Origin of the sequence: Streptomyces flavofungini (genome assembly GCF_030388665.1) — a bacterium.
Classification (GTDB): Bacteria; Actinomycetota; Actinomycetes; order Streptomycetales; family Streptomycetaceae; genus Streptomyces; species Streptomyces flavofungini_A.
Window position 1 is genome coordinate 4,330,881 of the sequence record NZ_CP128846.1, and the last position, 26,004, is coordinate 4,356,884.

The 26,004-nt window shown below is 72.9% G+C and carries 24 protein-coding genes; 10 read left to right on the forward strand and 14 right to left on the reverse strand.

Features of this window, described 5'->3' with window-relative positions:
* Positions 1 to 78 precede the first annotated feature (78 nt).
* Complete coding sequence (locus QUY26_RS17930; RefSeq protein WP_289947847.1) at positions 79 to 825, forward strand: glycosyltransferase family 2 protein; 747 nt, start codon at positions 79 to 81, stop codon at positions 823 to 825.
* Positions 826 to 928: 103 nt separating this feature from the next.
* Here QUY26_RS17930 and QUY26_RS17935 read toward each other — a convergent pair whose 3' ends face one another.
* Both QUY26_RS17935 and QUY26_RS17940 read right to left on the reverse strand, forming a co-directional pair.
* Positions 929 to 1,912 (reverse strand): FkbM family methyltransferase, encoded by a 984-nt coding sequence (locus tag QUY26_RS17935; RefSeq protein WP_289947848.1) that lies wholly within the window; start codon positions 1,910 to 1,912, stop codon positions 929 to 931.
* A 44-nt stretch (positions 1,913 to 1,956) separates the two neighbouring features.
* Positions 1,957 to 3,207 carry an amidohydrolase family protein gene (locus tag QUY26_RS17940; protein ID WP_289947851.1) on the reverse strand — a complete coding sequence of 417 codons (1,251 nt, stop codon included), beginning with the start codon at positions 3,205 to 3,207 and terminating at the stop codon, positions 1,957 to 1,959.
* Between the two features lie 226 nt (positions 3,208 to 3,433).
* Between QUY26_RS17940 and QUY26_RS17945 the strand changes: the two genes are divergently transcribed.
* On the forward strand, positions 3,434 to 3,883 hold the full coding sequence (locus QUY26_RS17945) for a DoxX family membrane protein (protein ID WP_289947853.1): 450 nt from the start codon (positions 3,434 to 3,436) through the stop codon (positions 3,881 to 3,883).
* Between the two features lie 43 nt (positions 3,884 to 3,926).
* Entirely contained in the window at positions 3,927 to 4,547 is a 621-nt protein-coding gene (locus tag QUY26_RS17950) for a hypothetical protein (RefSeq protein WP_289947857.1), read from the forward strand.
* A 27-nt stretch (positions 4,548 to 4,574) separates the two neighbouring features.
* Here QUY26_RS17950 and QUY26_RS17955 read toward each other — a convergent pair whose 3' ends face one another.
* The 4 genes from QUY26_RS17955 to QUY26_RS17970 all read right to left on the reverse strand — a co-directional run bounded on the left by QUY26_RS17955 (position 4,575) and on the right by QUY26_RS17970 (position 7,482).
* Complete coding sequence (locus QUY26_RS17955; protein WP_289947859.1) at positions 4,575 to 5,195, reverse strand: TetR/AcrR family transcriptional regulator; 621 nt, start codon at positions 5,193 to 5,195, stop codon at positions 4,575 to 4,577.
* A 135-nt stretch (positions 5,196 to 5,330) separates the two neighbouring features.
* Positions 5,331 to 6,470 carry a TlpA disulfide reductase family protein gene (locus tag QUY26_RS17960; RefSeq protein WP_289947863.1) on the reverse strand — a complete coding sequence of 380 codons (1,140 nt, stop codon included), beginning with the start codon at positions 6,468 to 6,470 and terminating at the stop codon, positions 5,331 to 5,333.
* A gap of 131 nt (positions 6,471 to 6,601) precedes the next feature.
* Positions 6,602 to 6,952 (reverse strand): ArsR/SmtB family transcription factor, encoded by a 351-nt coding sequence (locus QUY26_RS17965; protein WP_436840514.1) that lies wholly within the window; start codon positions 6,950 to 6,952, stop codon positions 6,602 to 6,604.
* Between the two features lie 38 nt (positions 6,953 to 6,990).
* Positions 6,991 to 7,482, reverse strand: a complete 492-nt coding sequence (locus QUY26_RS17970) for an SRPBCC domain-containing protein (protein WP_289947865.1) — start codon at positions 7,480 to 7,482, stop codon at positions 6,991 to 6,993.
* A 140-nt stretch (positions 7,483 to 7,622) separates the two neighbouring features.
* On the opposite strand from QUY26_RS17970, the gene QUY26_RS17975 reads away from it, so the two are divergent.
* Together QUY26_RS17975 and QUY26_RS17980 are read left to right on the forward strand one after the other, a co-directional pair.
* Positions 7,623 to 9,359 (forward strand): ankyrin repeat domain-containing protein, encoded by a 1,737-nt coding sequence (locus QUY26_RS17975; RefSeq protein ID WP_289947867.1) that lies wholly within the window; start codon positions 7,623 to 7,625, stop codon positions 9,357 to 9,359.
* 125 nt (positions 9,360 to 9,484) lie between these two features.
* Positions 9,485 to 9,685, forward strand: coding sequence for a DUF4287 domain-containing protein (locus QUY26_RS17980; protein WP_289947871.1), 201 nt, complete (start codon positions 9,485 to 9,487; stop codon positions 9,683 to 9,685).
* Here QUY26_RS17980 and QUY26_RS17985 read toward each other — a convergent pair.
* Positions 9,621 to 10,220, reverse strand: coding sequence for a hypothetical protein (locus QUY26_RS17985; protein ID WP_289947873.1), 600 nt, complete (start codon positions 10,218 to 10,220; stop codon positions 9,621 to 9,623). The genes QUY26_RS17980 and QUY26_RS17985 overlap by 65 nt on opposite strands.
* 595 nt (positions 10,221 to 10,815) lie before the next feature.
* On the opposite strand from QUY26_RS17985, the gene QUY26_RS17990 reads away from it, so the two are divergent.
* Positions 10,816 to 11,577, forward strand: coding sequence for a response regulator (locus tag QUY26_RS17990; RefSeq protein ID WP_289947874.1), 762 nt, complete (start codon positions 10,816 to 10,818; stop codon positions 11,575 to 11,577).
* A 170-nt stretch (positions 11,578 to 11,747) separates the two neighbouring features.
* Here the strand turns inward: QUY26_RS17990 and QUY26_RS17995 are convergent, their stop codons facing one another.
* On the reverse strand, positions 11,748 to 13,574 hold the full coding sequence (locus tag QUY26_RS17995) for a sensor histidine kinase (RefSeq protein ID WP_289947875.1): 1,827 nt from the start codon (positions 13,572 to 13,574) through the stop codon (positions 11,748 to 11,750).
* A 253-nt stretch (positions 13,575 to 13,827) separates the two neighbouring features.
* Between QUY26_RS17995 and QUY26_RS18000 the strand changes: the two genes are divergently transcribed.
* From QUY26_RS18000 to QUY26_RS18015, 4 genes are all read left to right on the forward strand, one after another.
* Positions 13,828 to 14,613 carry a DJ-1/PfpI family protein gene (locus QUY26_RS18000; RefSeq protein ID WP_289947876.1) on the forward strand — a complete coding sequence of 262 codons (786 nt, stop codon included), beginning with the start codon at positions 13,828 to 13,830 and terminating at the stop codon, positions 14,611 to 14,613.
* A gap of 358 nt (positions 14,614 to 14,971) precedes the next feature.
* Positions 14,972 to 15,511 (forward strand): hypothetical protein, encoded by a 540-nt coding sequence (locus tag QUY26_RS18005; RefSeq protein WP_289947878.1) that lies wholly within the window; start codon positions 14,972 to 14,974, stop codon positions 15,509 to 15,511.
* A 90-nt stretch (positions 15,512 to 15,601) separates the two neighbouring features.
* Positions 15,602 to 17,524, forward strand: a complete 1,923-nt coding sequence (locus QUY26_RS18010) for a S9 family peptidase (protein ID WP_289947880.1) — start codon at positions 15,602 to 15,604, stop codon at positions 17,522 to 17,524.
* A 622-nt stretch (positions 17,525 to 18,146) separates the two neighbouring features.
* Entirely contained in the window at positions 18,147 to 18,980 is an 834-nt protein-coding gene (locus tag QUY26_RS18015) for an SURF1 family protein (protein WP_289947882.1), read from the forward strand.
* Positions 18,981 to 19,109: 129 nt separating this feature from the next.
* On the opposite strand, the gene QUY26_RS18020 is transcribed toward QUY26_RS18015, so the two are convergent.
* The 6 genes from QUY26_RS18020 to QUY26_RS18045 form a co-directional block, all read right to left on the reverse strand.
* Positions 19,110 to 20,732: a hypothetical protein gene (locus QUY26_RS18020; protein WP_289947883.1), complete on the reverse strand. Its 1,623-nt coding sequence runs from the start codon at positions 20,730 to 20,732 to the stop codon at positions 19,110 to 19,112.
* Positions 20,729 to 21,385, reverse strand: coding sequence for a SigE family RNA polymerase sigma factor (locus QUY26_RS18025; RefSeq protein ID WP_289947884.1), 657 nt, complete (start codon positions 21,383 to 21,385; stop codon positions 20,729 to 20,731). Before QUY26_RS18025 ends, QUY26_RS18020 begins: the two co-directional genes overlap by 4 nt.
* A 412-nt stretch (positions 21,386 to 21,797) precedes the next feature.
* The gene (locus tag QUY26_RS18030; protein WP_289947886.1) at positions 21,798 to 22,859 is read right to left on the reverse strand and encodes an aspartate-semialdehyde dehydrogenase; all 1,062 of its coding nucleotides are present in this window, start codon (positions 22,857 to 22,859) and stop codon (positions 21,798 to 21,800) included.
* Positions 22,856 to 24,127, reverse strand: coding sequence for an aspartate kinase (locus QUY26_RS18035; protein WP_289947889.1), 1,272 nt, complete (start codon positions 24,125 to 24,127; stop codon positions 22,856 to 22,858). Before QUY26_RS18035 ends, QUY26_RS18030 begins: the two co-directional genes overlap by 4 nt.
* Before the next feature lie 220 nt (positions 24,128 to 24,347).
* Entirely contained in the window at positions 24,348 to 24,926 is a 579-nt protein-coding gene (locus QUY26_RS18040; RefSeq protein ID WP_289947891.1) for a Uma2 family endonuclease, read from the reverse strand.
* 50 nt (positions 24,927 to 24,976) lie between these two features.
* Positions 24,977 to 25,954 (reverse strand): hypothetical protein, encoded by a 978-nt coding sequence (locus QUY26_RS18045; RefSeq protein ID WP_289947893.1) that lies wholly within the window; start codon positions 25,952 to 25,954, stop codon positions 24,977 to 24,979.
* Positions 25,955 to 26,004: the final 50 nt, after the last annotated feature.

The following is a 26,004-nucleotide window of genomic DNA, read 5'->3' on the forward strand; positions in this document are numbered from 1 at the left end:
CTGAACCCCTGTCGACGAATATCTCGTTGAGGGGTGTACGTCACCCCTTCACCGCTCCCCGGAAAGGTGGTGCGTGCCGTGCGCAGGCGCGTCGTCATCATCACGGCAGTCCACGGCCCCTCCGCCCCGTACCTCACGGGTGCGTACGAGTCCCTGCGCGCGCAGCGGCTTCCCGAGGGCTGGGAGTGGCACTGGGTGATCCAGCAGGACGGCACCGGCGAGGACGTCGCCCCGCACGTCCCGGACGACGGCCGCGTGACGTTCCGCCAAGGCCGCCCCGGGGGGCCCGGCGTCGCCCGCACCTTGGCCCTGGGGCACGCGGACGGCCCCTACGTCAAGGTCCTGGACGCCGACGACCAGCTTCCCCCCGGGGCGCTGGCCCGCGACCTCGCCGCGCTGGAGGGCGATCCGACGCTGGGGTGGGCCACGTCCCGCGTCCTCGACCTGTTACCGGACGGCACGACCGTCGCCTTCCCCGGGGACCCGGGGCAGGGGCCGATCGAACGCCGGGCCCTGCTCGACCACTGGGCCACGCACGACTACCTCGCGCGAGTCCATCCGGCGACGCTCTTCGTCCGCCGCGACCTGCTCGTCGCGCTCGGCGGCTGGATGGCGCTCCCGGCCTCGGAGGACACCGGCCTGCTCCTCGCCCTGAACGCGGTCTCGCGCGGCTGGTTCTCCGCGGAGGTGGGCCTGCTCTACCGCAAGTGGCCCGGCCAGGCGACGAGTCAGCCCGCGCACACGGCCGCCGCCGAGCGGGACGTGCGCATGGCGGTGGTGGAGGCGCGGGCGCGGGCGCTCGGCGACTTCGAGTGGCGCTACTGAGCGGGGCTGCTGAGCGGGACTGCTGAGCGGCTACCGAACCGGACTGCTGGACTGGGCTACCGAACCGAGCCACCGAACCGGACTGCTGAGCCGAGCCACCGAGCTACAACGTCTCCGCGTCGACCCGCGAGAAGATCAGGTCGCTCTCCTCGGTCACGGGCCCCCGCAGCCTGACCGGCACGGCGGCCGGGCCGCGCAGGGCAGCGGGGTAGGTCCCGACGGCGTACTCGTTGGCGATGCGGTAGGCGTGGAAGCCGTGCTCGCGCATGGTCTCCATCAACTCCGCCGCCGACTCGCCGAGTTGGCGCATCCGGTCCGGGGTCACCTCCACGGTCACCTCGGCGTCCGGGCTTAGCTGGTCGAGGATCGGGGCCATGCCGCGGACGACGCCGCCCTCGGCGCCCTCCACGTCGACCTTGAGCACGCGGGCGGTGGCGATCTCCTCGTCGTCGAGCAGGTCGGGCAGCGGGCGGGCCTCGATGTCGAACGTCGACTCCGCGGGCCCGTCGTAAGGGACGATGCTGTTCGCTCCCATGTTGTGCGAGCTGGCGAGGACGAACGTCAGCGGCTCCGTCCGGTCGGACACCGCGGCGTTGAGCGCGCGGACGTTCCCGCAGGCGTTCAGCGCGACCTGCCGCAGCAGCCGCTCGTGGAACACGGGCGAGGCCTCGACCGTCACCACGCGCCCCGTCGGCCCGACGAGCCGCGAGGCGAGCACGGCGAAGTACCCGATGTTGGCGCCGACGTCGACGAACGTGTCCCCCGGGCGGAGCCGGCCGCGCAGCCACCGCGTCATGTGGGGCTCCCACGAGCCGAACAGGTAGAGGTAGCGCTGGATGAGGTCCTGGGTGTCGACGGCGAACCGCGCCCCGGGCGCGCCGTCCGCGCCCCGCGCCCCGAAGTCGACGTCCACCACACGGCGGCGCGGGTGCTCCCGCAGGCGGGCGTTCAGAAACCGGGAGGCCAGCGCGGCCTTGCCGAGGGTCCCCGGGGCCCGGCGCACGTACGCCCGCGCGAGCGTGGTCAGGGCCTCCACGGCGGGGTGCCCCTCCGGGACGGGACGGCCCTCCGAGGTGGAATGCGACATCCGGTCCGCCTGCCTCTCCGCACGGTGCGTCGCCGGCCCCGGTGTCAGGCCGTGGCCGCGGCCGTCCGGTCCTGGTCAAACGGCAGGTCCAGCATACGAATCGCGTTGCCGCGCAACAGCTTGTAGGCCACGTCCTCGGGCAGGTGGCCCACGTGGTCGGTCGCGACCTGCTTCGTGTGCGGCCAGGTGGAGTCGACGTGGGGGTAGTCCGTCTCGAAGGTCGCGTTGTCCACCCCGACCGTCTCGATGGCCTCGATGCCGTGCTTGTCCCGGAAGAAGCAGCAGAAGATCTGCCGGTAGTAGTACGTCGACGGCGGCTCGGGGATCAGGTCCTTGACGCCGCCCCACGCCCGGTGCTCCTCCCAGACGTCGTCGGCGCGCTCCAGGGCGTACGGGATCCATCCCATCTGCCCTTCGCTGTAGGCCAGTTTGAGCCGGGGGAACTTCACCAGGACCCCCGAGAACAGGAAGTCCATCATCGAGGCCATCGCGTTGTTGAAGGACAGCGAGGCCTGGACGGCGGGGGGCGCGTCCGGTGAGGCGGCGGGCATCTGCGAGGACGAGCCGATGTGCATGTTCACGACCGTCCCGGTCTCCTCGCAGGCGGCGAAGAACGGGTCCCAGTACCCGCAGTGGATCGAGGGCAGCCCCAGGTAGGTCGGGATCTCGCTGAAGGTCACGGCCCGCACGCCGCGCGCCGCGTTCCGCTCGATCTCCGCGACGGCGAGGTCCACGTCCCACAGCGGGATCAGGCAGAGCGGGATGAGCCGCCCCCCGCTGTCCCCGCACCACTCCTCGACCATCCAGTCGTTGTACGCGCGGACGCAGGCGAGTCCGACCTCCTTGTCCTTGGCCTCCGCGAAGGTCTGGCCGCAGAAGCGCGGGAAGGTGGGGAAGCAGAGCGAGGCCTCGACGTGGTTCATGTCCATGTCCGCGAGCCGCGCCTTGGGGTCCCAGCAGCCGCGGCGCATCTGCTCGCGCGTGATCCCGTCGAGCGTCATCTCGTCCCGGGAGAAGCCGACGGCGGCGATGATGCGCTTGTACGGGAAGATCTCGTCCTCGTACCGCCACCAGTCCGTGAGCTGGCCCTCCGGGTCGGTGGTGAAGCGGTACTTCCCGCCCACGTACGCCAGCTCGCCGATGCCCGCCGTGAAGGGCTGCGGGCCCCGGTCGCGGTACTTGCCCGGGAGCCAGGTCGCGAAGAGGTGCGCGGGCTCGATGACGTGATCGTCCACGCTGATGACCTTCGGGATGACCTTCGGGATGTCCTTGGCGCCGCTCTCATTGCCGCTCACGCTGTGTCCCCTCACCGCCCGCCGGACCGACCGGCTCGAATCTGACGACCCATCAGATCGAGGCTATGGCGAGGCGGGCCGCACGGCAAGGGGGGCCGGGCCGGACGGCAGGGGGGCCGGGCCGCACGAGGCCTTGCGGTCTCGACCGGCTTCCGCTGAACTGACGGATCGTCAGACAAGTGCGGGCGGGCAGGAGCACGCGGGCACCGGGCGGGAAGGGCACACGATGCAGACGATCTGGCTCAGCGGCGCGGAGTGGTTCGCGATCCTCCGGATCGGGCTCGGCCTCTGGTGGCTGGAGAGCTGGCGGCACAAGGACAAGAAGACCTGGTTCACCGGCGGGGGCATCGGCTGGGCGGCCGGCATCGCCGAGAAGCACCGGTGGCCGGTCGTGCGCCGCGGCTTCGACACCGTGGTGAAACCGCGCCCCCGCCTGATGGCCTACGTCGTCGCGTACGCGGAGCTGGCCCTGGGCCTCGGCCTCATCGCCGGTTTCCTCACGCCGATCGCGCTGGCCTGCGGCCTCCTGCTCAATCTGATCTACCTCGTCCTGATGATCCACGACTGGGCCGAGCAGGGACAGAACCTGATGATGGCACTGATCTCGGCGGTGGCGCTGTTCGCGATGAGCTGGCAGGTGTGGTCGGTGGACGAGGCGTTGGGGTGGTTCCTGTGAGGGGGCGCCCGGGAGGGCGTCGTAGTCGTGAAGGAGATGGGGCGTGAGGGGATCCGGGCGGGATGAGGCTTCGGGCGGAGCCACGGCCGACGAGGCCCTGCGGGCGGGGCACTCGGCTCGGGCGCGCAGTGCTGCGGCGCGGGCTGCCGCTGTGAGCCGGTACGTCGAGCGGGGGCGCGGGGAGGGGCGGGGCCCGGACGGGGGTGCCGGGGCGGACGGAGAGGCCCGGGCGGACGGGGATGTCGAGGTGGCCGCCGTGGGCGAGGAGGTCGTCTGGAAGGCGGCGCATGCGGCCCGGGTGTCCGCGCAGGCCGTCGCCGTGCTCGCCGAGAGCGCCCCCGACCCGGCGGCGGACTCGCGCTGCGCGCGGAACGCCGCGGCGTCCGCCGCGCAGGCCGCCGACATGGCCCGGATCCACGACGGCGACAGCGAACTCGCCGTCGCCGCCTGCGAAGCGGCCCTCAAGGCGGCGCAGGCGGCGGGGGCCGCCGCGAAGGCAGGGGAACTGGGAGCGAACCGTTCCCTGAACGCGGCGGCCGACGAGGCGGAGGCCACGGCGGTCGCGGCGGCGGAACGGGCCGGGTGGGTACGGCCCGGGGAGGAGGTGCCGGGGGTGCCGACGGGGGTGCGGAGCGGGGAGTTGATGCGGATGCTGCATCTGTGAGGGCGGGATCGCGCACCGGGGCGGGGCTCAGGGCAGGAACGCGTTCACCGCCGCTCTGGTCAGAGTGCGGAAGCGTTGTTCGCCGCGGCCTTCGGGGAAGTGGCCGCCGCGTTCGAGGCTGATCACCCCGTGGGCGGCCGCCCACAGAGTGTCGGTGATCTCGTCGACGTCGGCGTCCGGACGCAGCACACCCGCCTCGACGCAGCCGCGGGCCGCCTCCCGCAGGACGTCCAGGCTGGCCGCCGCCGCGGCACGGGACTCCTCGTCCGGTACGAAGCCGGGAATGCCCTCGCCGTGCATGACGCTGTAGAAGTTGGGCTCCGCCAGGGCGTTGGCGCGGTAGGCGCGGCCCACGGCGGCCAGGTACGCGGCCGGGTCGTCGCCGCGCGGCACCTCGGCGAGGCACCGGTGCAGGCGGGCAAAGCCCTCCCGGTACAGCGCGGCCGCGATGCCCTCCTTGGCGCCGAAGAGCCGGTAGAGGACCGTGGTCGAACAGCCCGCCGCCGCGGCCAGGCGGCGCATGCTCAGGGCGGCGGGCCCCTCGTCCGCCAGCAGCCCGGCGGCGAGGTCGAGGACGGCGGCACGGAGGGCTTCCTCGCCCTGGGCCTGGGCTCGGGCGAAGGCGGTGGGGTGGGGCGTGGTGGGCAAGGTGGCTCGCTCCTCGGGGGGACGTCAGGGGTGGGCCGGGCTTTCGGGTGCGCCCTCGGGCGCTCGCACCTTCGGGCACTCGCGCCCCGAGGCACCCGTGCCCTCAGGCACTCGTACCCCGAGGCGCCCGTACCCCTACTGCCAGTCCGGCAACGGCCGGTAGATCGGCACGCCCGCCTCCTCGAGACCGGCGCGCCGGGCGAAGTACTCCTCCCCCATCGGGTCCACCCCGAGCAGCGGCATCGCACTGCGCCATGTCGTCACGTCCTCCGGCGCGAGTTCCGCCGCCGCGGCGAAGTGCCGTTCCGCGGCCTTCTGTTGGCCGTTGCGCAGCAACCACAGCGCCAACGCAGCTTCAGTGCGGGCGAGTTGGCGGTCCGGCGTGCTCGGGTGGGTCAGCTCGGCGACCCCGTTCGCATGCAGGCCCGTGTCGCCCGTCGTCACCCAGCGGCGCAGCGCGGCCAGCGCCTTCGTGGAGTCCAGGCCGCTCATGGAGCGGAACAGGTCGGTGGCGAACTGGGTGTCGTTCGGCCGCGCAATGCGCCCCTCCTCGTCGATCCACACCACGGTGGGGACGTTGAGGAGCTGGTACTGGTCCGCAACGCGGCCGTCGACGTCGATCAGCGCCGGGTGCGTCGGGGCGGCCTCGGCGATCCAGGGCGCCGCGTCCTCGATCCTGCGGTCCACGGCGACGCTGAGCACCGAGAAGCCCTCGTCCGCGAGCGCGGCGTGCTGCCGCTCCCACTCCGGGAGGTCGTAGCGGCAGCCGCACCAGGAGGCCCAGAAGACCAACGCCACCTTGCGGCCGCGCAGTTCACCGAGCCGGTGCTCGGCGCCGTGGACGTCGGGCAGCGCGAAGTCGGGGGCGGTGCCGCCGGTGAGCGTCGCGGAACGGTCGGCGGCGGAGACCCCGAAGGCGACGACACCCTCGTCCGGGCCCACGCCCGCGCTCGCTTCCAGGCTCAGCTCCACCGCGACCGGACGGTTCAGCAAGGCGGCGAAAGCGGTGACGTCCAGCGTTCCGGTGCCCGCCTCGCCAAGGTCCTCCAGGGCGGCGACGGCCGCCGTCGGGACGCAGAGGTCGCCCCGGCACCAGCCCTGCGGCTTGCGCGTGAAGCCCAGGGCGCGCTCCACGTCGGCGAAGGCGAGCCGGACGTGCGGGGTGGCGCCGTCCGCGGCGGGGCGGAGTTCGGCCTCGACGCGGCTCTCGACGTGGTCGTCGAGAACCGTGAGGCGGACGGTGCCCAGCTCGGGCGGGACCGAGGTGCCGTGCATGGTGCCCCCTTCATGGAGTAACGTCGTTTCTGTAAAATAACAGCGTTACTGCACCAAGGCAACGGCGCCGGGAGCACCCCTTCCAGCAAGCGCGCGGGGGCTGTTGGCGGTCGGGCCGGGCACGAGCGCGCCTACCGCACGTCCCGCTCCGCGGCCTCCGCCGCCTCCGCGATGCGCTTGACGGCCGCGAGGCGCCGGTCCCAGTCGGCCGCGAGGGCGGCCATCCAGCGGGCCGTGACGTCCAGCGCCGCGGGCCGTACCGCGTACCGCATCTCGCGTCCGACCCGGTTGCCGGAGACCAGACCGGCGGCGTCCAGGACGGCGAGGTGCTTGACCACGGCCTGGCGGGAGACGGGGAGTTGGTCGGCGAGCCTCGTCGCGGTGGCCTCGCCCCGAGCGGCGAGCAGGTCGAGGAGCCGACGCCGGGTCGGATCGGCCAGCGCGGCCAGCACACCGTCCACAGCCTCGCCCCCACCCTCGATCCCGCCCTCGGCACCCTCGGCGGCCGGGTCCTGGTCGGTCACGCGGCCGACTGCTCGGCTCGCCGCTTGAGCGCGTCGAGCTCCTGGGGCCAGCCGACGGTGTTGTCCCGTACCGCATGGGCGCGCAGCTCCTCGGACCCGACGAGCGCCGCGAATCCGCTCTCCACGACACGGAGCCGCGTCTTGTCGCCCTCCGAAGTCAGCGTGAACTCGACGAGGGTGCTGTTGTCGGCCCGCAGTTCCTCGCCGGGGAACGCACTGGCCCAGCGGTACGCCACATACGTCTGCGGCTCGACCTTCTCCACCCGCACCGGATAGTCCCCGTACTGAGGATTCCGCGCCACGATCGACTCACCTTCCCTGGCCGTGGCCCCCGCCGGACTCGCCTCCTCGGCCACCCAGAACCCGGGCTGGGTCACCAGCGACCAGACCCGGTCCAGGGAGGCGGCGATCAGAGTCTCGCGCTCGATCCGGTCCTGCGGGCCGTCCGGGCTGCGCGGGTCCTGCGGGCTGCTCCCGGTGTCACTCATGGCGGGCTCCTCCTGGGTCTCGGCCTCGACGGTTGGTGCAACCTCAGAGTTGCACATCAAGAGGGGAAGCGCAACCGACGGGTTGCTCCTCGGCGCCCAGCGGGGCACCCGTTGTCAGTGGGTGCTGTCACGCTGCGCTCATGGGATTCTTCGAGGAGTTAGTGCTGCCGGAGGAACCGGCGGAAGCGCGCGATGCGTTGGTCCGGCTCGGGACCCCGGGGGACGACGCGGGACGGGAGGGCCCGCCCGTCGACTGGTTCGTGCCCGTGCTCGTTTCGCAGGTGGGAGTGGCGGGAGCCGGGCCCACCGCCAAGGTGATGACGGTCGGCTGGTCCGTGTGGCCGCAGTCGGTCACCTTGCATCTGGCCGTGTTCGAGCCCGTCCACTGGCAGCAGGGGCGGCGCGGGGGGCGGCAGTCCGGGCTTCGGGTGGGGCTGGCGCTGGCCGACGGACGACGGGTGACCTCACTGGACAGCACGGCGGAGCCGCGCATCGCCGGGCCCGCCGCCCGGGCGTCCGACGAGCAGTCGGGCGGGCTCGTCCCGCTGGACATCGGCACGTCGTTCCGCCACCAGTCGCTGTTCAAGACCGATGTCGACCTGCACCTCGGGGAGTTGCCGCCCGCCGGTGAGACACGGCTCGTGGTGGAGTGGCCCGACGAGGACATCCCGGAGACCAGCACCCCGGTCGACGCCGACACCCTGCGGGCCGCCGCTTCGCGCTCCGTGGAGGTGTGGCCGGACCTCCAGCCGCCCGACCCCGCCACCCAGCCGAGCGCCTTCTCGCTCTTCCGGCGCGGCGGCCCGCCGGACTTCCTCGCCCCGCCCCTCACCCGATGGCAGCGCGACGCCCTGCGCGAGCAGGAAGAGGCCCGGCAGCGCTATGTACCGCGAGGCGACTGGGAGCGCATGGGGTACGCGGACTGGGGCGACGCGGCGCTGATCCGCGCCCGCCTGGAGGGCGGCGCACCGGCCGACGCCTCCCTCTGGGGCTCCACGCCGCTGCACCGCGCGGCCGAGCGGGGTTCCGCCGACGCGGTCGCGGCGCTCCTCGAACACCTCACGGAGATCGACACGCTCGACGACGAGGACAACACCGCCCTCTGGCACGCGGTGTGCAGCATGGACGAGGGGAGCGTCCGCGCGCTCATCGACGCCGGGGCCGACGTCTGGACGCCGCAGGTCGGGGACTGGTCGCCGGGCCGGCTCCTGCTCGGCACGCCGTACGCACCGCTGGTCGCGGACCTGCCGGGCGCCGTCCCCCTCCCGGCCGAGGACGCCGCCGCCTTCCAGGCCGCGGACGCCCTCATCAAGGCCTTCGGCGAGGAGGAGTTGCACACCGAGGGCCTCGGCATCGCCTTCGTCCGCGACGTGGACGGAGACGAGTTGATACGACGACTGGGAGCGGATCCCGGGCGGATCCCCGAGACCGGGCCGCACGACACCCCGTTCGACGACCGGGACTTCGACGCGTCGCTACGGCACGTGGCGGTCGGCGAGATACCCGGCACACCCGGCGGCTGCGTCCTCACGCAGTGGGGGTACATGCCGAGCGACGACGCCGTCCTGCGCGCCATCACGGCGGGCACCGCGGCGTACGGCGTGTACTTCAACGCCAAGGGCGGAACACACGGCACCCTCGCCCGGGACGGCGAGATCATCGAGGGCGAGGAGATCGGCCTCTCCCCGTTCGAGTCCGACCCGCCCGCCTACTGGCACTTCCGCTTCTGGCAGCGCGGTTCCCGCGTCCCGTACTCGGCACGCAGCCTCGCCTATGCCTGCGCGGCGGCCGGGATGCGCGTCAGCGAGGGCCACACCGTCGTCGCCAGGCGGGCTCCGCTGCGCTGGGTGGAGCTGCCTCCGGAGCTTCGGCGCTGAGCAGGCGCCCTCGGGAACGGCCAGGGCACGTGATGTGGATCACTCAGCGGGGTCGATGAGTCCCGGGGACGAGGGCGGTCCAATCAGTGACAAGACCAAACGTGAGACCCAAGGAGGGCGTTGAGATGTCTGCTGCCGCTGCGAAGGGGCCCGCGAGCTACTTTCCTTCCATCGAGGCGAAGTACGGGCGCCCCGTCTCCGAGTGGGTGGAGCTCATTCGGGGATCCGAGCTGAGCAAGCACATGGAACTCGTGAAGTGGCTCAAGGACGAGCACGGTCTCGGGCACGGGCACGCGAACGCGCTGGTTGCCCACGCCCGGAGCTGAGCACGGCCGCCGCCCCCGCGAGGACCGCCGCCGCGATCGTCAGCGTGAGGACCGCCGGGTTGACGTACTCGGGGACCCCCACCGAGTACGTCGTGCCGTCCGCCGCGTGGCAGCCGAAGCGCAGCGGGACGTACGTGGCGCTGTAGCTCTCGATCGTCGTCACGTCGGCCGGGTTCTCCGCCTCGACGCAGGCCGCGCCCCGTTCCGTGTCGTCGAAGGCGAGCAGGCGCAGGGCGCCCCAGGCGTAGACGGTCAGGGCGCCCGCGCCCGCCAGCGACGCCGCGGCACCGAGGACGCGGGGGAAGGGCGGGGGTGGCGTCCCCCGGCCGCCGTCCGGGGCGTCCGGGCCGTCCGGGGCGTCAGGGCCGTCCAGGGCGACCGCGCCATTCGGGCTCACGGGTTCCGCGCGTCCGCAGACCACGCGTACCAGCGTGACCGTCGCATACGCCGTCAGGCCCACGGCCAGTACCGACGCCACGAACACGATGCCCATCAGCGAGACGACGCTGTGGCCGTCCATCGGGTCCGTGAACATGTTCCCCCGCCTGCTCTCCTCGCCCGGCTGCCACCAGGCACATGACCCGATTCCAGACTGTTGTCCGAATATCGGTTGATGACTGGGAATCTAGCAGGAGGTCCGCCCGCAGGCGTTATGTACCGACTTCCGCGACTCTCGCAGTGCGTGCCCGCGCGCGGGCGCTCGATGCGCCTGCGCGGCCGCTCCCCTGCGGCCGCGCAGGCGGGTGCGGTGGTCGCTGGACGATGCGCTCAGCCATGCCGCACCGGAACGGACCCGGCGCGGCGGAGTACGGCTCCACCACGGCACCGGAGTCCCGGGTCGAGGGTTGTTCCGTACTCAACAATGCCTCGCGCGGGGTGAGCCGCGCGAGGGCCGACTGGCCCTCGTGCGGGGCCGCCCGGCCCCTGCGTCGGGGCCCCGCCGGGCCGTTCGGCCCCTGGCAGGGAGCAAGCCCTTTCCGTCACCCTTGGCGGGGCACGGTTCTCCGCCCCCGTACGGACATGAATTCGCTGCCGTACGGGCACGGACACGGTCACCGGCGCCCCCTCCGCCGAGCAGGGCCGCCGACCGGCAGACCGATGGACACAACCGGGCCGACCAAGGGGTAGACATGAACAGCACTGCCGCAGCACCGGATCCAGCCCCCACCGACCCCGGCGACCCGCCACGCCCCATCCGCGTCTTCCTCCTCGACGACCACGAGGTCGTCCGGCGCGGGCTGCGCGACCTGCTCGGCGGGGAGCCCGGCATCGAGGTGGTCGGGGAGGCCGCAAGCGGGGAGCAGGCACTGGTCAGGGGGCCCGCGCTGCGGCCCGACGTCGCCGTCCTCGACGTCCGGCTGCCCGACGGCAACGGCATCACCGTCTGCCGTGAACTGCGCTCCCTCATGCCGGAGTTGGCCTGCCTGATGCTCACGTCGTTCGACGACGAGGATGCCCTGCTCGACGCCATCATGGCCGGCGCCGCGGGCTACGTACTCAAGCAGATCAAGGGGTCCGACCTGGTGACGGCCGTGCGGACCGTCGCCTCCGGGCAGTCGCTGCTCGACCCGGCCACGACCGCCCGCCTGATGCGGTCGCTGCGCGGCCCCGAGAGCGAAGCGCCCCCGGAGGACGCCCGGTTGTCCGCCCTCAACGAGCGCGAGCGTGCCATCCTCGCGCTCATCGGGGAAGGGCTCACCAACCGGCAGATCGGCGGGAAGCTGTATCTGTCCGAGAAGACCGTGAAGAACCACATCTCCCGGATGCTGGCCAAGCTGGGCGTCGAGCGACGGGTGCAGGCCGCCGTCATCGCCGCGCAGGTCATGCCGTCCGGCACCGCCCCCAAGGCCGAGCCCGGCTCGCCGCCGTCGCAGGGGTCGACGGTCGGCTGAGGCGATCGGGGCCGTCGGGCTCGGCCCGGCGGCCGGCTGAGGCGATCGGGGCGAGGTCGGGGCCAGCGGGCCGAGGTCGAGGCGACCGGGGCAGGGCCGAGGCCAGCGGGGCGAGGTCAGGGCCAGCGGGGCGAGGCCGCGGCCTGTCGTGCTCGGCGCCGAGGAGGCGCCTACCCCGCCCCCACCACCGGCACCCGCCACTCCAGCCGCGTCCCCCGCTGCTCCCCCGCCCGCACCACCAGCTCGCCCCCGAGCCGCTCGGCCCGCTCGGCGAGGTTCCGCAGCCCGGCGCCGTGCTCGGCCCCGGCGACGCCCCCGGCCCCCGCCCCGGCCGCCCGCCCCGCCCTCGCCCCGGTGTCCACGCCCACCCCTGCCTCCGCCGCCGATTCCACCCCTGCCTCCGCCCCCGCTTCCGCCTCGATGCCCACCCCGTCGTCCACCACCGCCAGTTCCAGCACCCCGTTCCGTACGACCAAGGACACCTCGGCCCTGTGGGCGCGGGCGTGGCGGGCGACGTTGGACAGGGCCTCGTTGAGGACGGCGGCCACGTCGTCGGCGACCGCGCGGGGGACGTCGGTGTCGACCAGGCCTTCCATGCGCAGCGCGGGGGTGAAGCCGAGGGCGGCGGCCGCGTCCTCGATCGCGCGGACCGTGCGGACGCGCAGCCCGGCCGCGCCGCCGGGCGCCTCGTGGTCGCGCAGGCCGAAGATGGTGGAGCGGATGATCTTGATGGTGGCGTCGAGGTCGTCGACGGCCCGGCGCAGCCGCTCGGCGGCGCCGGGGTGCTCCACGAACCGCTGCACGCTCTGCAGCGTCATGCCGGTCGCGAACAGCCGCTGGATCGCCAGGTCGTGCAGGTCCCGGGCGATGCGGTCGCGGTCTTCGAGGAGGCTCATCTGCTCGGCGTCGCGGCGCCGGTCGGCGAGTTCGAGGGCCAGCGCGGCCTGGCCCGCGAAGCCCGTCAGGGGTGTGGTCTCGGCCTCCGAGAAGCCGGGGCGGCCGGTGCTGCGGGCGAGCAGCAGGACCCCGCGGACGTCGTCGCGCGTGCTCATCGGTACGGCGACGGCCGCGCCGATCCCCTCCCACCGGTCGTCCTTGAACGTCACCCGTGCGTCCTTGCGCACATCGGTCGCGGAGACGAGCGCCTGGGCGTCGAGCGCGGCCCCCGCGAACGAGCCCTCGCGCGGCAGGTTGCCACCGAGGTGCGCCTCCGCGCCCAGGCCGAGCGCGATCTCCACCCGCAACTCGCCGTCGCCCTGCATGAGTTCGATCACGCCGAGCTCGGCGGACGTGATCTCCCTGGCCCGCTCCACCATCAGCTCCAGGACCTGCGCCTGCGGCGCACCAGAGAGGACCGCGCTGGTGACCTCCGCGCTCGCCTGCAACCAGCGTTCGCGCAGCCGGGCCTCCTCGTACAGGCGGGCGTTCTCCACGGCCACCCCGGCCGCGACCGCGAGGGTGGCGAGCACCGACTCGTCCTCGGCGTCGAACTCCGCGCCGCCGTGCTTGCCGGTCAGGTAGATGTTGCCGAAGACCTCGTCGCGTACGCGGATGGGGACGCCGAGGAACGAGTGCATCGGCGGGTGGTGCGGCGGGAAGCCGGACGAGGCGGGGTGGTCGGAAAGCTCCGCGAGGCGCAGCGGCTGCGGGTTGCGGATCAGCTCGCCGAGGAGGCCGTGCCCGGAGGGCAGGTCGCCGATCTCGGCGCGCAGTTCGTCGCTGATGCCGACCGGCAGGAACTCGTCCAGCATGCGGCCCTGGCCGATCACGCCGAGCGCGCCGTACTCGGCGTCGACGAGGGCGACCGCCGTCTCCACGATGCGCCGGAGCACCTGGGCCAGGTCCAGCTCCCTGCCGACGGAGAGCACCGCTTCGAGGAGGCTGTGCAGCCGGTCCCGGGTGCCGCGCACGGCGCCGATCCGCGCGGCCAGCTCTTCGAGCAGTTCGTCGAGGCGCAGACGGGTCAACTGGCCGTCATCCGCTCGCTGTTGGACCATCAGCTCCTCCGTTGGACCATCAGCTCCTCCGCCCGAGCAGAAGTGCGCCCCCCGCCTCGCGTCCAGACGCTCACCGTAGCCGGTGAGCGGCGCCGCGTGGAGGCGCTTCACATGGTTGGCCCCCGCACCGGAATCCCCCGGCCCACGGGAACCGATCCCGCGCACCTCACGACCAACTGGCCAAACCCGTACGGGAGTTGGCAGAGAGCAAGGACGGCAGGCAGCGACTGCCGCCGGAGGAAGGAGGGCCGGGATGGACCGCAGGGGTCTGCTGAGGTCGACGGCCGCCGTGGGGGCGGCCGGGGCGACGGTGTGGGGCGCGGGGAGCGCGGCGGCGCACGGGCGGCGGGAGCAGTGGCGGGAGCGACGGGAGGGCCTTGAGGGTTTTGAGGGTCTTGAGGGACAGAAGGAGCGGGCAGGGGGACGCGGGCGGGGACCGCTGCGCGTGCACGTCGTCGTCTTCGACGGCGTCGAGGAGCTGGACTTCGCCGGTCCCGTGGAGGTCTTCGGCGCCGCGCGCTCCGTCGGTCAGAAGGTCGAGACGCGGCTGGTCACGAGCGGTGGTCCGGGCGGCTTCACCGGCCGCTTCGGTACGCGGGTGACGGACGTCGGCGCCTGGGACCCGGACGCGGCCGACGTGATCGTCGTGCCCGGCGGCGGCTTCGCGCAGCGGGACGGCGCCGGGATCTGGGCCGAGATCAAGAAGGGCCGTCTGACCCGCGCCCTGCGGGAGGCCGCCCGGCCCGACCTCACCCTGCTCGGCGTCTGCACCGGCGTGATCGTGCTGCACGCGGCCGGTGTCGTCGGCGACCGGCCGTGCACCACGCACCACCGCGCGAAGGACTACCTGCGCGAGCGCGGCGCCGACGTCCGCGACGCCCGCGTCGTCGATGACGGGAACCTCGTCTGCGCGGGCGGGGTGAGCTCGGGGATCGACGGTGCGCTGTGGCTCCTGGAGCGGGCGCTCGGGGCCGCGCCGACCGGACAGGTGGAGGCGCTGATGGAGTTCGAGCGGAGGGGGACGGTGCTGCGGACGTGAGGCGGGCCCCGGGGCAGCCGGTACTGCGGACGTGAGGCGGACCCTCGGGGCAGCCGGTACTGCGGACGTGAGGCGGACCCTCGGGGCAGCCGGCGCCGGTCCGCCCGCGTCGAGAGCCGCGGGACGCGAGCCGCAGGACGCCAGCCGCAGGACGCCAGCCGCAGGACGCCAGCGCGGGACGCCAGCCGCAGGACGCGAGCCGCAGCGCGCGCCCGGGCGTGAAGTCGGCGCGTGCTCCCTACAGTTGGTCGCCCGCGCGTAGTTCCGTGAGCGGTCCCGTGGTGTCACCATGCGGAGTCCAGGTGCGGCGCGCGGGGCGGGGCGGCTCGGGGTCGCGGGGCGCGGGGCGGAGGCGTGGATGACTGAGGTGTTCTTGCGACGGCTGACGCGGTGGCAGGCTGAGCAGCAGCGCGAGTCGATCGCGAACGTGTACGTGGAGTGCTACGGGCCGGGCGGCATCGGCGAGCCCGGCGGCGCCGACCGGAAGGCGTTCCTTGAGCGGTTCGAACGGCACGTCCAGGAACCCGACTTCGACATGGTGACGGCCGACTCCGGTGCGGTGCTCGCCGGTTGCCTGTACGGGTTCCGGGCCACGCGGGGCAGCGCGCTCCTGGACTCCCTGCGGGACGTCCTGCCTCCCGCCGTGGCCGGGCGCGCCGGGGCGGGCCGCCTCTTCGTGCTCGCGGAGCTGATGGTGCTCCCGGACTACCGGCGGAAGGGCGTGGCCACCCGGCTGCGGGACCTGCTGCTGTCCCGGCACACGACCGACGTGGTCGTCGCGGCGGTGCCGCCCGGGGGCGGGGCCGCCCACGAGGTGCTGCGCGCCTGGTCGTACACGAAGCTGGGTGGGTTCGGGTCGCCGCAGCGGGAGGCGTGGCTGCGGCCGGGGACGGGCTGAGGCCCGGATCCGGCCCAGGGCCCCGGAAAGTTATCCACAGGCTGGGGACCTCGCCAGCGGGCGACCGCTCCGGCCAGGCACTATGGGGCCATGAGTGACACGGGTACGCAGCCGAATGCGGGTACGCAGCCGAACGCAGGGCCGGGCGGGGACAAGGACATCACGTCGTCCGGGAGCACGTCGTCCGGGAGCACGTCATCGGGGACGGAGCCGTCGGGCACGGAGCCGACGCCCGACTGGGAGAAGCGCTTCCGCGCGCCCCGCGTCTCCCTGCCGGACTGGGCCGAGGACGCCCCCGACCACTCCCTGTTCGTGTCGAACGCCACGGGGACGTACGAGCTGTACGCGTGGAACCGCGCCACGGGCGAGCAGCGCCAGGTCACCGACCGGCCGAACGGCACGACGGACGGCCTCCTCTCGCCGGACGGCCGCTGGATCTGGTGGTTCAACGACAAGGACGGCGACGAGTTCGGCGTGTGGATGCGCCAGCCCTTCGACGGCAGCGGCCAGGACGAGCCCGCCGTGCCGGGCCTGGAGCCGTCGTATCCGGCAGGCCTCGCCATCGGCCGCGACGGGCGCACGGTCGTGGTCGGCAGGTCGACGGACGAGGTCGGCACGACGATCCACGTCGTCCGCGCCGACGCCGCCCCCGGCGAGACGCCCGCCGAGATCTACCGCCACCGCGAGTCCGCGGGCCTCGGCGACCTCTCGCACGACGGCACCCTGATCGCCATCGAGCACACGGAGCACGGCGACGCGATGCACCCCGCGCTGCGCGTCGTGCGCGCCGACGGCTCGACCGTCGCCGAGCTCGACGACAGCGAGGGCGGCACGGTCGAGCTGGGCCTGGAGGTCCTCGGCTTCGCCCCGGTGGACGGCGACACCCGCCTCCTGGTGGGCCACCAGCGCCGCGGCCGCTGGGAGCCGATGGTGTGGGACGTGGCCACGGGCGAGCAGACCGACCTGGCCCTCGACCTGCCCGGCGACGTCTCCGCCGAGTGGTATCCGGACGGCTCCGCGCTGCTCGTCGGGCACGGCTTCGAGGCCCGCGGCGACCTGTGGCGGTACGACCTCGCGAGCCGCGAGCTGACCCGGGTCGAGACCCCCCGCGGCTCCGTCTCCGGCGCCACCGCCCGCCCCGACGGCACCGTCGAGTACATGTGGTCGTCCGCCGCCGAGCCGCCCGTCCTGCGCTCCACCTCCGGCAAGGTCGTCCTCGACCCGCCCGGCATGAAGGCGCCCCGCTCCGTGCCCGTCGAGGACGTGTGGGTGGACGGGCCGGGCGGCCGCATCCACGCCCTCGTCCAGAAGCCCGCCGGGGCGAACGGGCCGCTGCCCACCGTCTTCGAGGTGCACGGCGGTCCGACCTGGCACGACAGCGACTCCTTCGCGGCCGGTCCCGCCGCCTGGGTCGACCACGGGTACGCGGTCGTGCGCGTCAACTACCGCGGCTCCACCGGCTACGGCCGCGAGTGGACCGACGCCCTCAAGCACCGCGTCGGCCTCATCGAGCTGGAGGACATCGCCGCGGTGCGCGAGTGGGCCGTCTCGTCCGGGCTCGCCGACCCCGACCGCCTCATCCTCTCCGGCGGCTCCTGGGGCGGGTACCTCACCCTCCTCGGGCTCGGTACGCAGCCCGACGCGTGGGCGCTCGGGCTCGCCGCGGTGCCCGTCGCCGACTACGTGACCGCGTACCACGACGAGATGGAGGCCCTGAAGGCCATCGACCGCACCTTCTTCGGGGGCACCCCCGAAGAGGTCCCCGACCGGTTCTCCGCCTCCTCCCCGCTCACCTACGTCGACTCCGTCAAGGTGCCCGTCTACATCTCCGCCGGGGTGAACGACCCCCGGTGCCCCATCCGCCAGGTCGAGAACTACGTCGACCGGCTCGCCGCGCGCGGCGCCGTCCACGAGGTCTATCGCTACGACGCGGGCCACGGATCCCTCGTCGTGGACGAACGCATCAAGCAGGTGGCTCTTGAGCTGGACTTCGCGGGGCGGCATCTGGGGTAGTGGGGGTGTGGGGGGGGCCGGGCCCTGCCGGGGGCTCCCCAACCCCGCCCCTTCCCGAAACCGGGGCTGCGCCCCTGGACCCCGGGCGGGGTGGGTGTCCCGTGGCGGGTGGGACACTCCTCCCCCGAATCGGCGCTCCGCGCCTCGTCCTCAAGCGCCGGACGGGCTGAGACATCCCCGGGCCGGGCTGAAGGGTGACACGGACGGGGCCGGGGAGCGGGGCCGGGGAGCGGCGGCGTGGAGCGGCGACGTGGAGCGGGGGCCGAGAGGCGGCGGCGGGGCGCGGTGGCCGTGGAGCGGTGGCGGGGCGCGGTGCGTCGGGGCTGAAGGTGCCGGGCTTCTGGCCAGCAGAATGCAGGCGGGGGCGGGCGGGTGGGAGAAAGCCCGTCCGGCGATTGAGGACGAGGCGCGGAGCGCCGATCCCGGGGGTGCCCCCTTCCGGGCTGAGGGTGCCGGGCTGCTGGCCCGCAGGGGGCGAGTTCGGGCGGGCGGGTGGGAGAGAGCCCGTCCGGCGATTGAGGACAAGGCGCGGAGCGCCGATCCCGGGGGAGGAGTGTCCCACCCGCACGGGACACCCACCCCGAGGGCAGCCCCGCCGCCACGCGCCCGTACCGTGGGGGGTGTGTACCGGTTCCTGCTGACGCCCCGCTGGTGGGGCATCAACCTCTTCGTCGCCCTGGCGATCCCCGTGTGCCTCTTCATGGGCTCCTGGCAGCTCAGCCGCTTCGAGGACCGCGTCGAGGACCACAAGGACGCCGAGCGGCAGGCGACGACGGACACGGGCGCCGCCCGGCCGCTGGCCTCGCTGCTGCCGGTGGACCGGAAGACCTCGGGCGAGAAGGCGACGGCGACCGGCCGGTGGGGCAGGCAACTCCTGGTCCCGAACCGGGAGTTGGACGACAAGAGCGGGTACTACGTCCTGACGATGCTGCGTACCGACGGCGGCAGGTCACTGCCGGTGGTGCGGGGCTGGCTGCCGGGGACGGCGGACGCGAAGAAGGCCCCGGCACCGCCGAAGGGCGAGGTCACGGTCACCGGCGCGCTGCAGGCCTCGGAGAGCCGGAGCTCGAAGGGCGTGACCACGGCGGGCGGCCTTCCGCCCGGCCAGGTGGGCATGATCAGCGCGGCGTCCCTGGTGAACATGGTCCCGGACGACTTGTACGACGCGTGGGTCACGCTGGACCGGGGCACGGGGCCGCTGACGCCGGTGCCCGCGACGGCGCCGGAGGACTCGGGCCTGAGCATGAAGGCCTTCCAGAACCTCGGCTACACCGGTGAGTGGTTCGTCTTCGCGGGCTTCCTGGTGTTCATGTGGTTCCGGCTGTTCCGCCGGGACCGGGAGCTCGCACGGGACGCCGAGCTGGGGCTCGTACCGGAGGCCACGGAGGCGCAACCGGACGCCGCAGAGGCACGGCCGCACACCCCAGAGGCACGACCGGACACCGCTAAGGCGTGAGCGCACCCCGCTGAGCCCGGCGGAAGCCCCCCGGAGGCCCGCAGGGGCTCCCGGAACATGTCACCACGCACGCACCACGCGCACGCGCCACGTGTCACCACGCACGACGCACACCGCGCGCCCCGCGCGTCACTGCGCCGCAAGCACCCCGGTCTTGTACACGGTCCCCGCACACGCGTTGGGCACCGTCGCGCCCGCGGAGGGCGAGCCCGGCTCGGCCGTCAGGGACACGGCGACCTTGCCGTCCTCCGTGCCCTCCTCACGGACCAGCTGCGTCGTCGTACCGTCCGGAGCGCCGCTCTCGGAGCCGCCGCCCGCGCTGCCACCGCCGCTGTCGCTCGGCGTGGGGTTGGGCGAGGGATCGCCGCCGTCGGACGGGCAGGACCCCGAGGGGACGAAGGCGAACCGCACCTCGTACGCGGCGCCGGGCTTCAGGACGAGCGCGCTGGACTCCTGCGCCGGGTCGGGCAGGCCGGTCGCGGCGTCGCCCGCCGTGTGGTCGACGACGTTCACGTTCGCGGGGTCGGCCGCGCCCAGGGCCGCGGCGTTGACGCTGCCGGCCGAGTTCACGGTGCAGCTGCTGCTGGAGGTGTTGGAGACGCGGAAGGTGCCGTAGACCGTGCCGTTGGCCTCGGCGGGGGCGACGGAGCCGGTGGCGCCGAGCTGGGCGGCGTCGCAGCTGGGCGAGGACACGGCGTCCGTGTCGTCGTCCGTCGGGTCGGGGCCGCCGGTGACGCCGCCCTGCTTGCCGTCCTTGCTCTTGCCGTCCTTGCCCTTCCCCTCCTTGCCCTTCTCTTCCTTCTTGTCCTTCTTGTCTTCCTTGTCCTTGACCTTGTCGCCCTTGTCGCGGTCGTCACGGTCCTTGGTGCCGCCGGTGTCGCCCTGGCTGGGCTGGTCGCTGCCCGCGCCGATGATGGAGGGCCGCGCGTCCGAGTCGCCGCCGGAACCGGCGACGTGCACGAGGGCCGGGATGGCCGTGCCAACGAGGAGCGCCGCGGCCGCCATGCCGACGAGGGCCTGGCGCTTGCGGGCGCGGCGCGCGGGCACCGCGTGCCGCAGCCGCTCCAGGGCGGCGTCGCCCGGCTGGATCTCCTGCACGGCCTGCTGGAGCATGCGCCGCAGCGCGAGTTCGTCGCCGTGCAGACCGTCGGGGTCGTCAGGGTCGTGGGAGTCACCGCCACCGAAGGGGCCGCCGCCGAAGGGGCCACCACCGGAGCCGCCGCTGCCGGAGCCGCCGCCCGGTCCCGTACCGCGCGAACCGCCGCCCTCGCCTGCGGCCGCACCGCCGCTCCGGGCACCGCCGTCCGCACCACTGCCCTGAGCACTGCCGACCTGAGCACTGCCTCCCGGGCCGTCGCCGCGGGCGGGGCCGTCGTCCGACGCGCCCTCCTGCGGGCCGTCGCCGGAATCGCTCACGATCAGGCCGAGTACGCCGAGTCCGCGGTCGGGGCGGCCCTTGCCGCTCGGCCCGTGCTTCACAGTTCCGTTCCCAGCGTCTTGCCCGCAGGCGCGCTCGGCGTCCCGCTCCTCGTACATGCCCTGCTCGTCCGTGGCGCTCGGCTTGTCCAGCGCGCCGCTCGCCGTGGCGCTCGGCTTGTTCAGCGAACTCGGCTTGTTCAGCGAACTCGGCTTGTCCAGCGCGTCCCGCGTCCTGCGCCTCTCCCGCACGTCCCCGCGCGCGAGCACGTCCCGCTCCTGGAGCGCGCCGTTCTCGCCCGCCGCTCCCTTGCCCTGGTGTCCCCTGTCCGTCATGCCGGGGCCTCCATGGCGACGCGCAGGGCGGCGATGCCCCGCGAGCCGTACGCCTTGACCGAGCCGAGGGATATCCCGAGGGTCTCGGCGACCTGGGCCTCGGTCATGTCCGCGAAGTACCGCAGGACGAGGACCTCGCGCTGGCGGCGCTGCAGGCCGCGCATGGCCTTGATGAGTTCGTCGCGCTCCAGGAGGTCGTACGCGCCCTCCTCGGCGCTCGCCATGTCCGGCATCGGCTTGGTGAGCAGCTTCAGGCCGAGGATGCGGCGGCGCAGCGCGGACCGGGAGAGGTTGACGACGGTCTGGCGGAGGTAGGCCAGGGTCTTCTCGGGGTCGCGTACGCGCTTGCGCGCGGAGTGCACGCGGATGAACGCCTCCTGCACGACGTCCTCGCAGGAGGCGGTGTCGTCGAGGAGCAGCGCCGCGAGGCCCAGCAGCGACCTGTAGTGGGCGCGGTAGGTCTCGGTGAGATGGTCGACGGTGGTGCCCGCGATCACGCTCAACTCATCGCCCTCGCGCTGAGTCGGGATGCGGGCGGGCCGCGCTGCGGGCATGGGGGCGATCACCGGCATGCCACCGGGAACGCGCGGGCGCCTGGGCGGTCGCAAGGCCACCGCGCCGCTCGCTGCTGTGAAGTCCAGTACCTCTGCCACGCCTGTTTGACACGCTTCCCCCCATCAGGGTTGTACGCGTCGGGTGTGGCGTTCCGCATCGCCTGCCCGGTGCGGGCCGCAGGCGCCGTGGTCGCGGCGTGCGCTGCGGTTGCGGGAACCGCTCGCGACGATGCATCAAAAGCCCCCATGCGTACCAGCTCTTCCCCTATGCCCCATATTCTTTTTCGCAGCGCTTCAGGCCACCCACTGGAGGACGACGGCGAAGACGCGCGCCACGCCGTCGCGGTTGCACGACGCGGAAACCGAATCTTCGAACGCGGAGACGCCCCAGTTCAAGCGGTCTGGACCATCGGATCGAACACAGAACTTACACAGTTCCTACAACGCCTTCCGCTCCGGGAGGCCCCAACGGCCACGGAAGCACCGCCTCCGCGTCTCCGGCCGGCCTCGCTCAGGCTCCGCCGGTGAACTCGCCCGCCACCAGCTCCGCGATCTGCGTGGTGTTCAGGGCCGCGCCCTTGCGCAAGTTGTCCCCGCACGCGAAGAATTCCAGCGCCGTCGGGTCGTCGAGGGCGCGGCGCAGCCGTCCGACCCACGTCGGATCGGTGCCCGTGGCGTCGGCGGGGGTCGGGAACTCACCGGCGGCGGGGTCGTCGAAAAGGACGACGCCCGGCGCGGTCGCCAGGATCTCGCGGGCGTGCGCCACGGTCACCTCGGCCTCGAAGCGCGCGTGCACCGTCACCGAGTGGGTGGTGACGACGGGGACGCGGACGCAGGTGACGGCGACCTTCAGGTCGGGCAGGCCGAGGATCTTGCGGGACTCGTCGCGGACCTTCATCTCCTCCGAGGACCAGCCGTCCTCGCGGAGCGCGCCGACCCACGGCACGACGTTCAGGGCGACGGGCTCGGGGAAGGGCCCGGTGTCGTCGCCCACGGCCCGGCGGACGTCACCGGGGCCGGTGCCGAGCTCCGAGCCCGCGACGAGCTTCAGCTGCCGCCGCAGGGTGTCGATGCCGTCCTTCCCGGCCCCGCTCACCGCCTGGTACGAGGAGACGATCAGCTCGCGCAGGCCGAACTCGGCGTGCAGGGCGCCGAGGGCGACGATCATCGACAGGGTGGTGCAGTTGGGGTTGGCCACGATGCCGCGGGGCCGCAGCCGGGCGGCGTGCGGGTTGACCTCGGGCACGACCAGCGGGACGTCCGGGTCCATCCGGAAGGCGGCGGAGTTGTCGACGACCACGACGCCGCGGGAGGCGGCGATGGGCGCCCACTGCTCGGCGACGTCGACGGGGACGTCGAACATGGCGACGTCCACGCCGTCGAAGACGTCCTCGCTGAGCGCGAGGACCTCGACCTCCGCACCGCGCACGGCCAGCTTGCGGCCGGCCGAGCGCGGTGAGGCGACGAGTCGGATCTCGCCCCAGATGTCGGCGTGCTGCGACAGGATCTGGAGCATCACCGTGCCGACGGCCCCGGTCGCTCCGACGACCGCGAGCGTCGGCTTGCGGCTCATCGCCCGGTGCCTCCATAGACCACGGCCTCGTCGGAGTCCGAGTCGAGCCCGAAGGCGGTGTGCACGGCGCGCACGGCCTCGTTCACGTCGTCGGCGCGGGTGACCACGGAGATGCGGATCTCGGACGTCGAGATCAGCTCGATGTTCACGCCCGCGTCGCTCAGCGCCTCGAAGAAGGTCGCCGTGACACCGGGGTTGGTCTTCATGCCGGCGCCGACGAGGGAGATCTTCGCGATCTGGTCGTCGTAGCGCAGGGAGTCGAAGCCGACCTGGGCGCGGGTCTTCTCCAGCGCGTCGATGGCCTTGCGGCCCTCGGTCTTCGGCAGCGTGAAGGAGATGTCGGTCAGGCCCGTCGAGGCGGCCGACACGTTCTGCACGACCATGTCGATGTTGACCTCGGCGTCGGCGATCGCCCGGAAGATCGACGCGGCCTCGCCCGGCTTGTCCGGGACGCCCACGACCGTGATCTTGGCCTCGGACGTGTCGTGCGCGACACCGGAGATGATGGCCTGCTCCACCTTGCGGTCCCCTTGCGGTTCGTTGCTGACCCAGGTGCCCTGCAGTCCGCTGAAGGACGAGCGCACGTGGATCGGGATGTTGTAACGGCGGGCGTACTCCACGCAGCGGTGGAGCAGCACCTTGGACCCGGAGCTGGCGAGCTCCAGCATGTCCTCGAACGAGATCCACTCGATCTTCCGCGCCTTCTTCACGACGCGCGGGTCGGCGGTGAACACACCGTCGACGTCCGTGTAGATCTCGCAGACCTCCGCGTCGAGCGCGGCGGCGAGGGCGACAGCGGTGGTGTCGGAGCCGCCGCGGCCCAGCGTGGTGATGTTCTTGCCCTCCTGGCTGACGCCCTGGAACCCGGCGACGATGGCGATGTTGCCCTCGTCGATCGAGGTCCGGATGCGGCCGGGCGTGACATCGATGATGCGCGCTTTGTTGTGCACCGAGTCGGTGATGACACCGGCCTGGCTGCCGGTGAACGACTGGGCGGCGTGGCCCAGGTTTTTGATCGCCATGGCAAGGAGGGCCATGGAGATCCGCTCTCCGGCGGTCAGCAGCATGTCGAATTCGCGCCCGGCAGGAATCGGCGATACCTGTCCGGCGAGATCGATCAACTCATCCGTCGTGTCACCCATCGCCGACACCACGACAACGACCTGGTGGCCGTTCTTCTTGGCGTCGACGATCCTCTTGGCGACCCGCTTGATGCCCTCGGCATCGGCTACGGAGGAGCCTCCGTACTTCTGCACGACAAGGCCCACGTGCGCTCCTCGCTCAATCCGTCTCGTTCCGCATCACTGCGGTCGGCTCAGTCTAACGAGCGGCCGAAATCCGCCCCGCGAGTATCAGATCGTGAGATGTCCCGCTCACGCCTTGATCATCACGGTGGCCCTTTGTCCTCCGGCCGCTCCGGGGAGTCCTCTGCCCGCTGCGAACCGGGGCACTCCGGAAAGTGGGCCGGGTCACATGGGTCGGCGGCGTTCAGTCCACGTACTCCTTGAGCTTCTCCGTGTCGAGGGTGATGCCGACCGGGCCGGGCAGCTCCACGCTGTCACCGAAGGATCGCCGGGTCACGCGGCGGTACGTTCCGTCCTTCAAGTCGGCGTACACCCGGACCTCGTTGTTCTCGCGGTCGACGAGCAGATAGACGGGGATACCTGTGGCGGCGTAGGCGTCGGGCTTCTCGACACGGTCGCGGCTGTCGGCGTCGCGATCACAGGAAGTGACCTCCACGGCCATCAGCACCCCCGCGGGGTCGGCCCATTGCCCTTGGCCCACGAAGTTCTCGTCCGGCGCGAGCACACCGTCCGGAATGGCTCGCCCCTTCCGGTACCCCTTGACCTTCAGCCCTTGCTCCGGAAACAGGGACAGCTCGGGGCGCCGCTGCATGCAGTACTTGATCAGCCACATGACGATCTGGCCGTGAGAACCGTCCGGCACGGGCTTGACCTGGACCTTTCCATTGATGAACTCCAGCCGCACGGTCTCGGGCGCGCAGCGGGCCAGCTCCTCGAAGTCCTCGATGGACATCTGGGGCCGGTCCGTGGTCCTGGGGGTCATGGCGTCGCCTCCTTGACTCCATGGTGCCCGGACCAGCTCGTGTTGCACGCTCATCCGCGCCCCCTCGGCGCCGGCCCGGCCGCACGGCGGGCCTCGTCGACGGCCACCGGCGGCTCCACCGGGCAGAGGCCAGGCAGAAGCGCCTCCAGGGCGAACTCGCGCGGCGGTCCCGCCTCGTCATCGATGCCGCACTCCGCGCGGCACTCGGCGCACAGCCCGTTGATGAGCTCCGCGGACGTCTCCGGCTCTTCGCAGAGGCCGCAGACGATCACCGCCCGGGTGACGCGGGCGCGCAGCCGGGTCTTGCCCGGGCCCTTGGGCAGCTTGGCGGGCTTGGGGGGCATCTTGTTCTCCAATCGGATACGGGTGAAGCCGCCCGGGTTGGTGACGGCCTCGGGTAGCCCGGAGGCCAGCTCCTGGAGCAGGTCGGCCGGGGTCGCCCCGCGTGCCAGCCACTCGGCGGCGAGGGGTTCGAGGGCCCGGCAGTCACGCTCGGACAGCGCGAGCCGCGAGTCCGCTGCGCGGAGCCGGACGAGGGCTTGGTGGGCGGCGCTTGCCTCCGGCCAGGGTTCAGCGGGGACGGCCTCCGGCCCGGGTCCGGCGGGCTCGGGCTCCGCCTCGGGTTCGGCCTCTTCGTCGACCCGGGCGAGGCCCGGACCGTACTGGTCCGTCACGTCCCGCCCGTGCCGCTCCCGCGCGAACTCGGCCCACCATTCAGCCGACTTGGGCTCCCTGGACCAGTACGTCCTGGTCACCCAGCGCATCGAGTTGTCCTCGATGGTCAGGTGTTCCTTGATCCAGCGGAGGTGGCCCGCCGTGATCAGGTTTCCCATCGACGTACGGACGGCTTGCTGGCCGTAGCGCGGATGCTCGGCGGCGATGACCTTGTGACCCATCGCCGCGCCAACGGCGAGGTGGTCGATGAAGGTCGCGATCTCCGCGTCGCGTGCGCCCAAGTGTGCGAAGTCGGCTTCGCTGTGCGGGGCTTCGTCACCCGCGGGGCGTTTGCCGTAGCCCGTTTTCGCCATGGGGTGCGACGGGGACGGCAGGACAGGATTAAGCTTGGCGTAAGCCACGA

What these genes read in the sequence shown, in the direction of transcription:
- QUY26_RS17935 (WP_289947848.1), bottom strand. Translation starts at nt 1,912, where the DNA reads ATGTCGCATTCCACCTCGGAGGGCCGTCCCGTCCCGGAGGGGCACCCC.
- QUY26_RS17945 (WP_289947853.1), top strand. Translation starts at nt 3,434, where the DNA reads ATGCAGACGATCTGGCTCAGCGGCGCGGAGTGGTTCGCGATCCTCCGG.
- QUY26_RS17960 (WP_289947863.1), bottom strand. Translation starts at nt 6,470, where the DNA reads ATGCACGGCACCTCGGTCCCGCCCGAGCTGGGCACCGTCCGCCTCACG.
- QUY26_RS17970 (WP_289947865.1), bottom strand. Translation starts at nt 7,482, where the DNA reads ATGAGTGACACCGGGAGCAGCCCGCAGGACCCGCGCAGCCCGGACGGC.
- QUY26_RS17975 (WP_289947867.1), top strand. Translation starts at nt 7,623, where the DNA reads ATGGGATTCTTCGAGGAGTTAGTGCTGCCGGAGGAACCGGCGGAAGCG.
- QUY26_RS17980 (WP_289947871.1), top strand. Translation starts at nt 9,485, where the DNA reads ATGTCTGCTGCCGCTGCGAAGGGGCCCGCGAGCTACTTTCCTTCCATC.
- QUY26_RS17985 (WP_289947873.1), bottom strand. Translation starts at nt 10,220, where the DNA reads ATGTTCACGGACCCGATGGACGGCCACAGCGTCGTCTCGCTGATGGGC.
- QUY26_RS17990 (WP_289947874.1), top strand. Translation starts at nt 10,816, where the DNA reads ATGAACAGCACTGCCGCAGCACCGGATCCAGCCCCCACCGACCCCGGC.
- QUY26_RS17995 (WP_289947875.1), bottom strand. Translation starts at nt 13,574, where the DNA reads ATGGTCCAACAGCGAGCGGATGACGGCCAGTTGACCCGTCTGCGCCTC.
- QUY26_RS18000 (WP_289947876.1), top strand. Translation starts at nt 13,828, where the DNA reads ATGGACCGCAGGGGTCTGCTGAGGTCGACGGCCGCCGTGGGGGCGGCC.
- QUY26_RS18005 (WP_289947878.1), top strand. Translation starts at nt 14,972, where the DNA reads ATGACTGAGGTGTTCTTGCGACGGCTGACGCGGTGGCAGGCTGAGCAG.
- QUY26_RS18010 (WP_289947880.1), top strand. Translation starts at nt 15,602, where the DNA reads ATGAGTGACACGGGTACGCAGCCGAATGCGGGTACGCAGCCGAACGCA.
- QUY26_RS18020 (WP_289947883.1), bottom strand. Translation starts at nt 20,732, where the DNA reads ATGACGGACAGGGGACACCAGGGCAAGGGAGCGGCGGGCGAGAACGGC.
- QUY26_RS18030 (WP_289947886.1), bottom strand. Translation starts at nt 22,859, where the DNA reads ATGAGCCGCAAGCCGACGCTCGCGGTCGTCGGAGCGACCGGGGCCGTC.
- QUY26_RS18040 (WP_289947891.1), bottom strand. Translation starts at nt 24,926, where the DNA reads ATGACCCCCAGGACCACGGACCGGCCCCAGATGTCCATCGAGGACTTC.
- QUY26_RS18045 (WP_289947893.1), bottom strand. Translation starts at nt 25,954, where the DNA reads ATGGCGAAAACGGGCTACGGCAAACGCCCCGCGGGTGACGAAGCCCCG.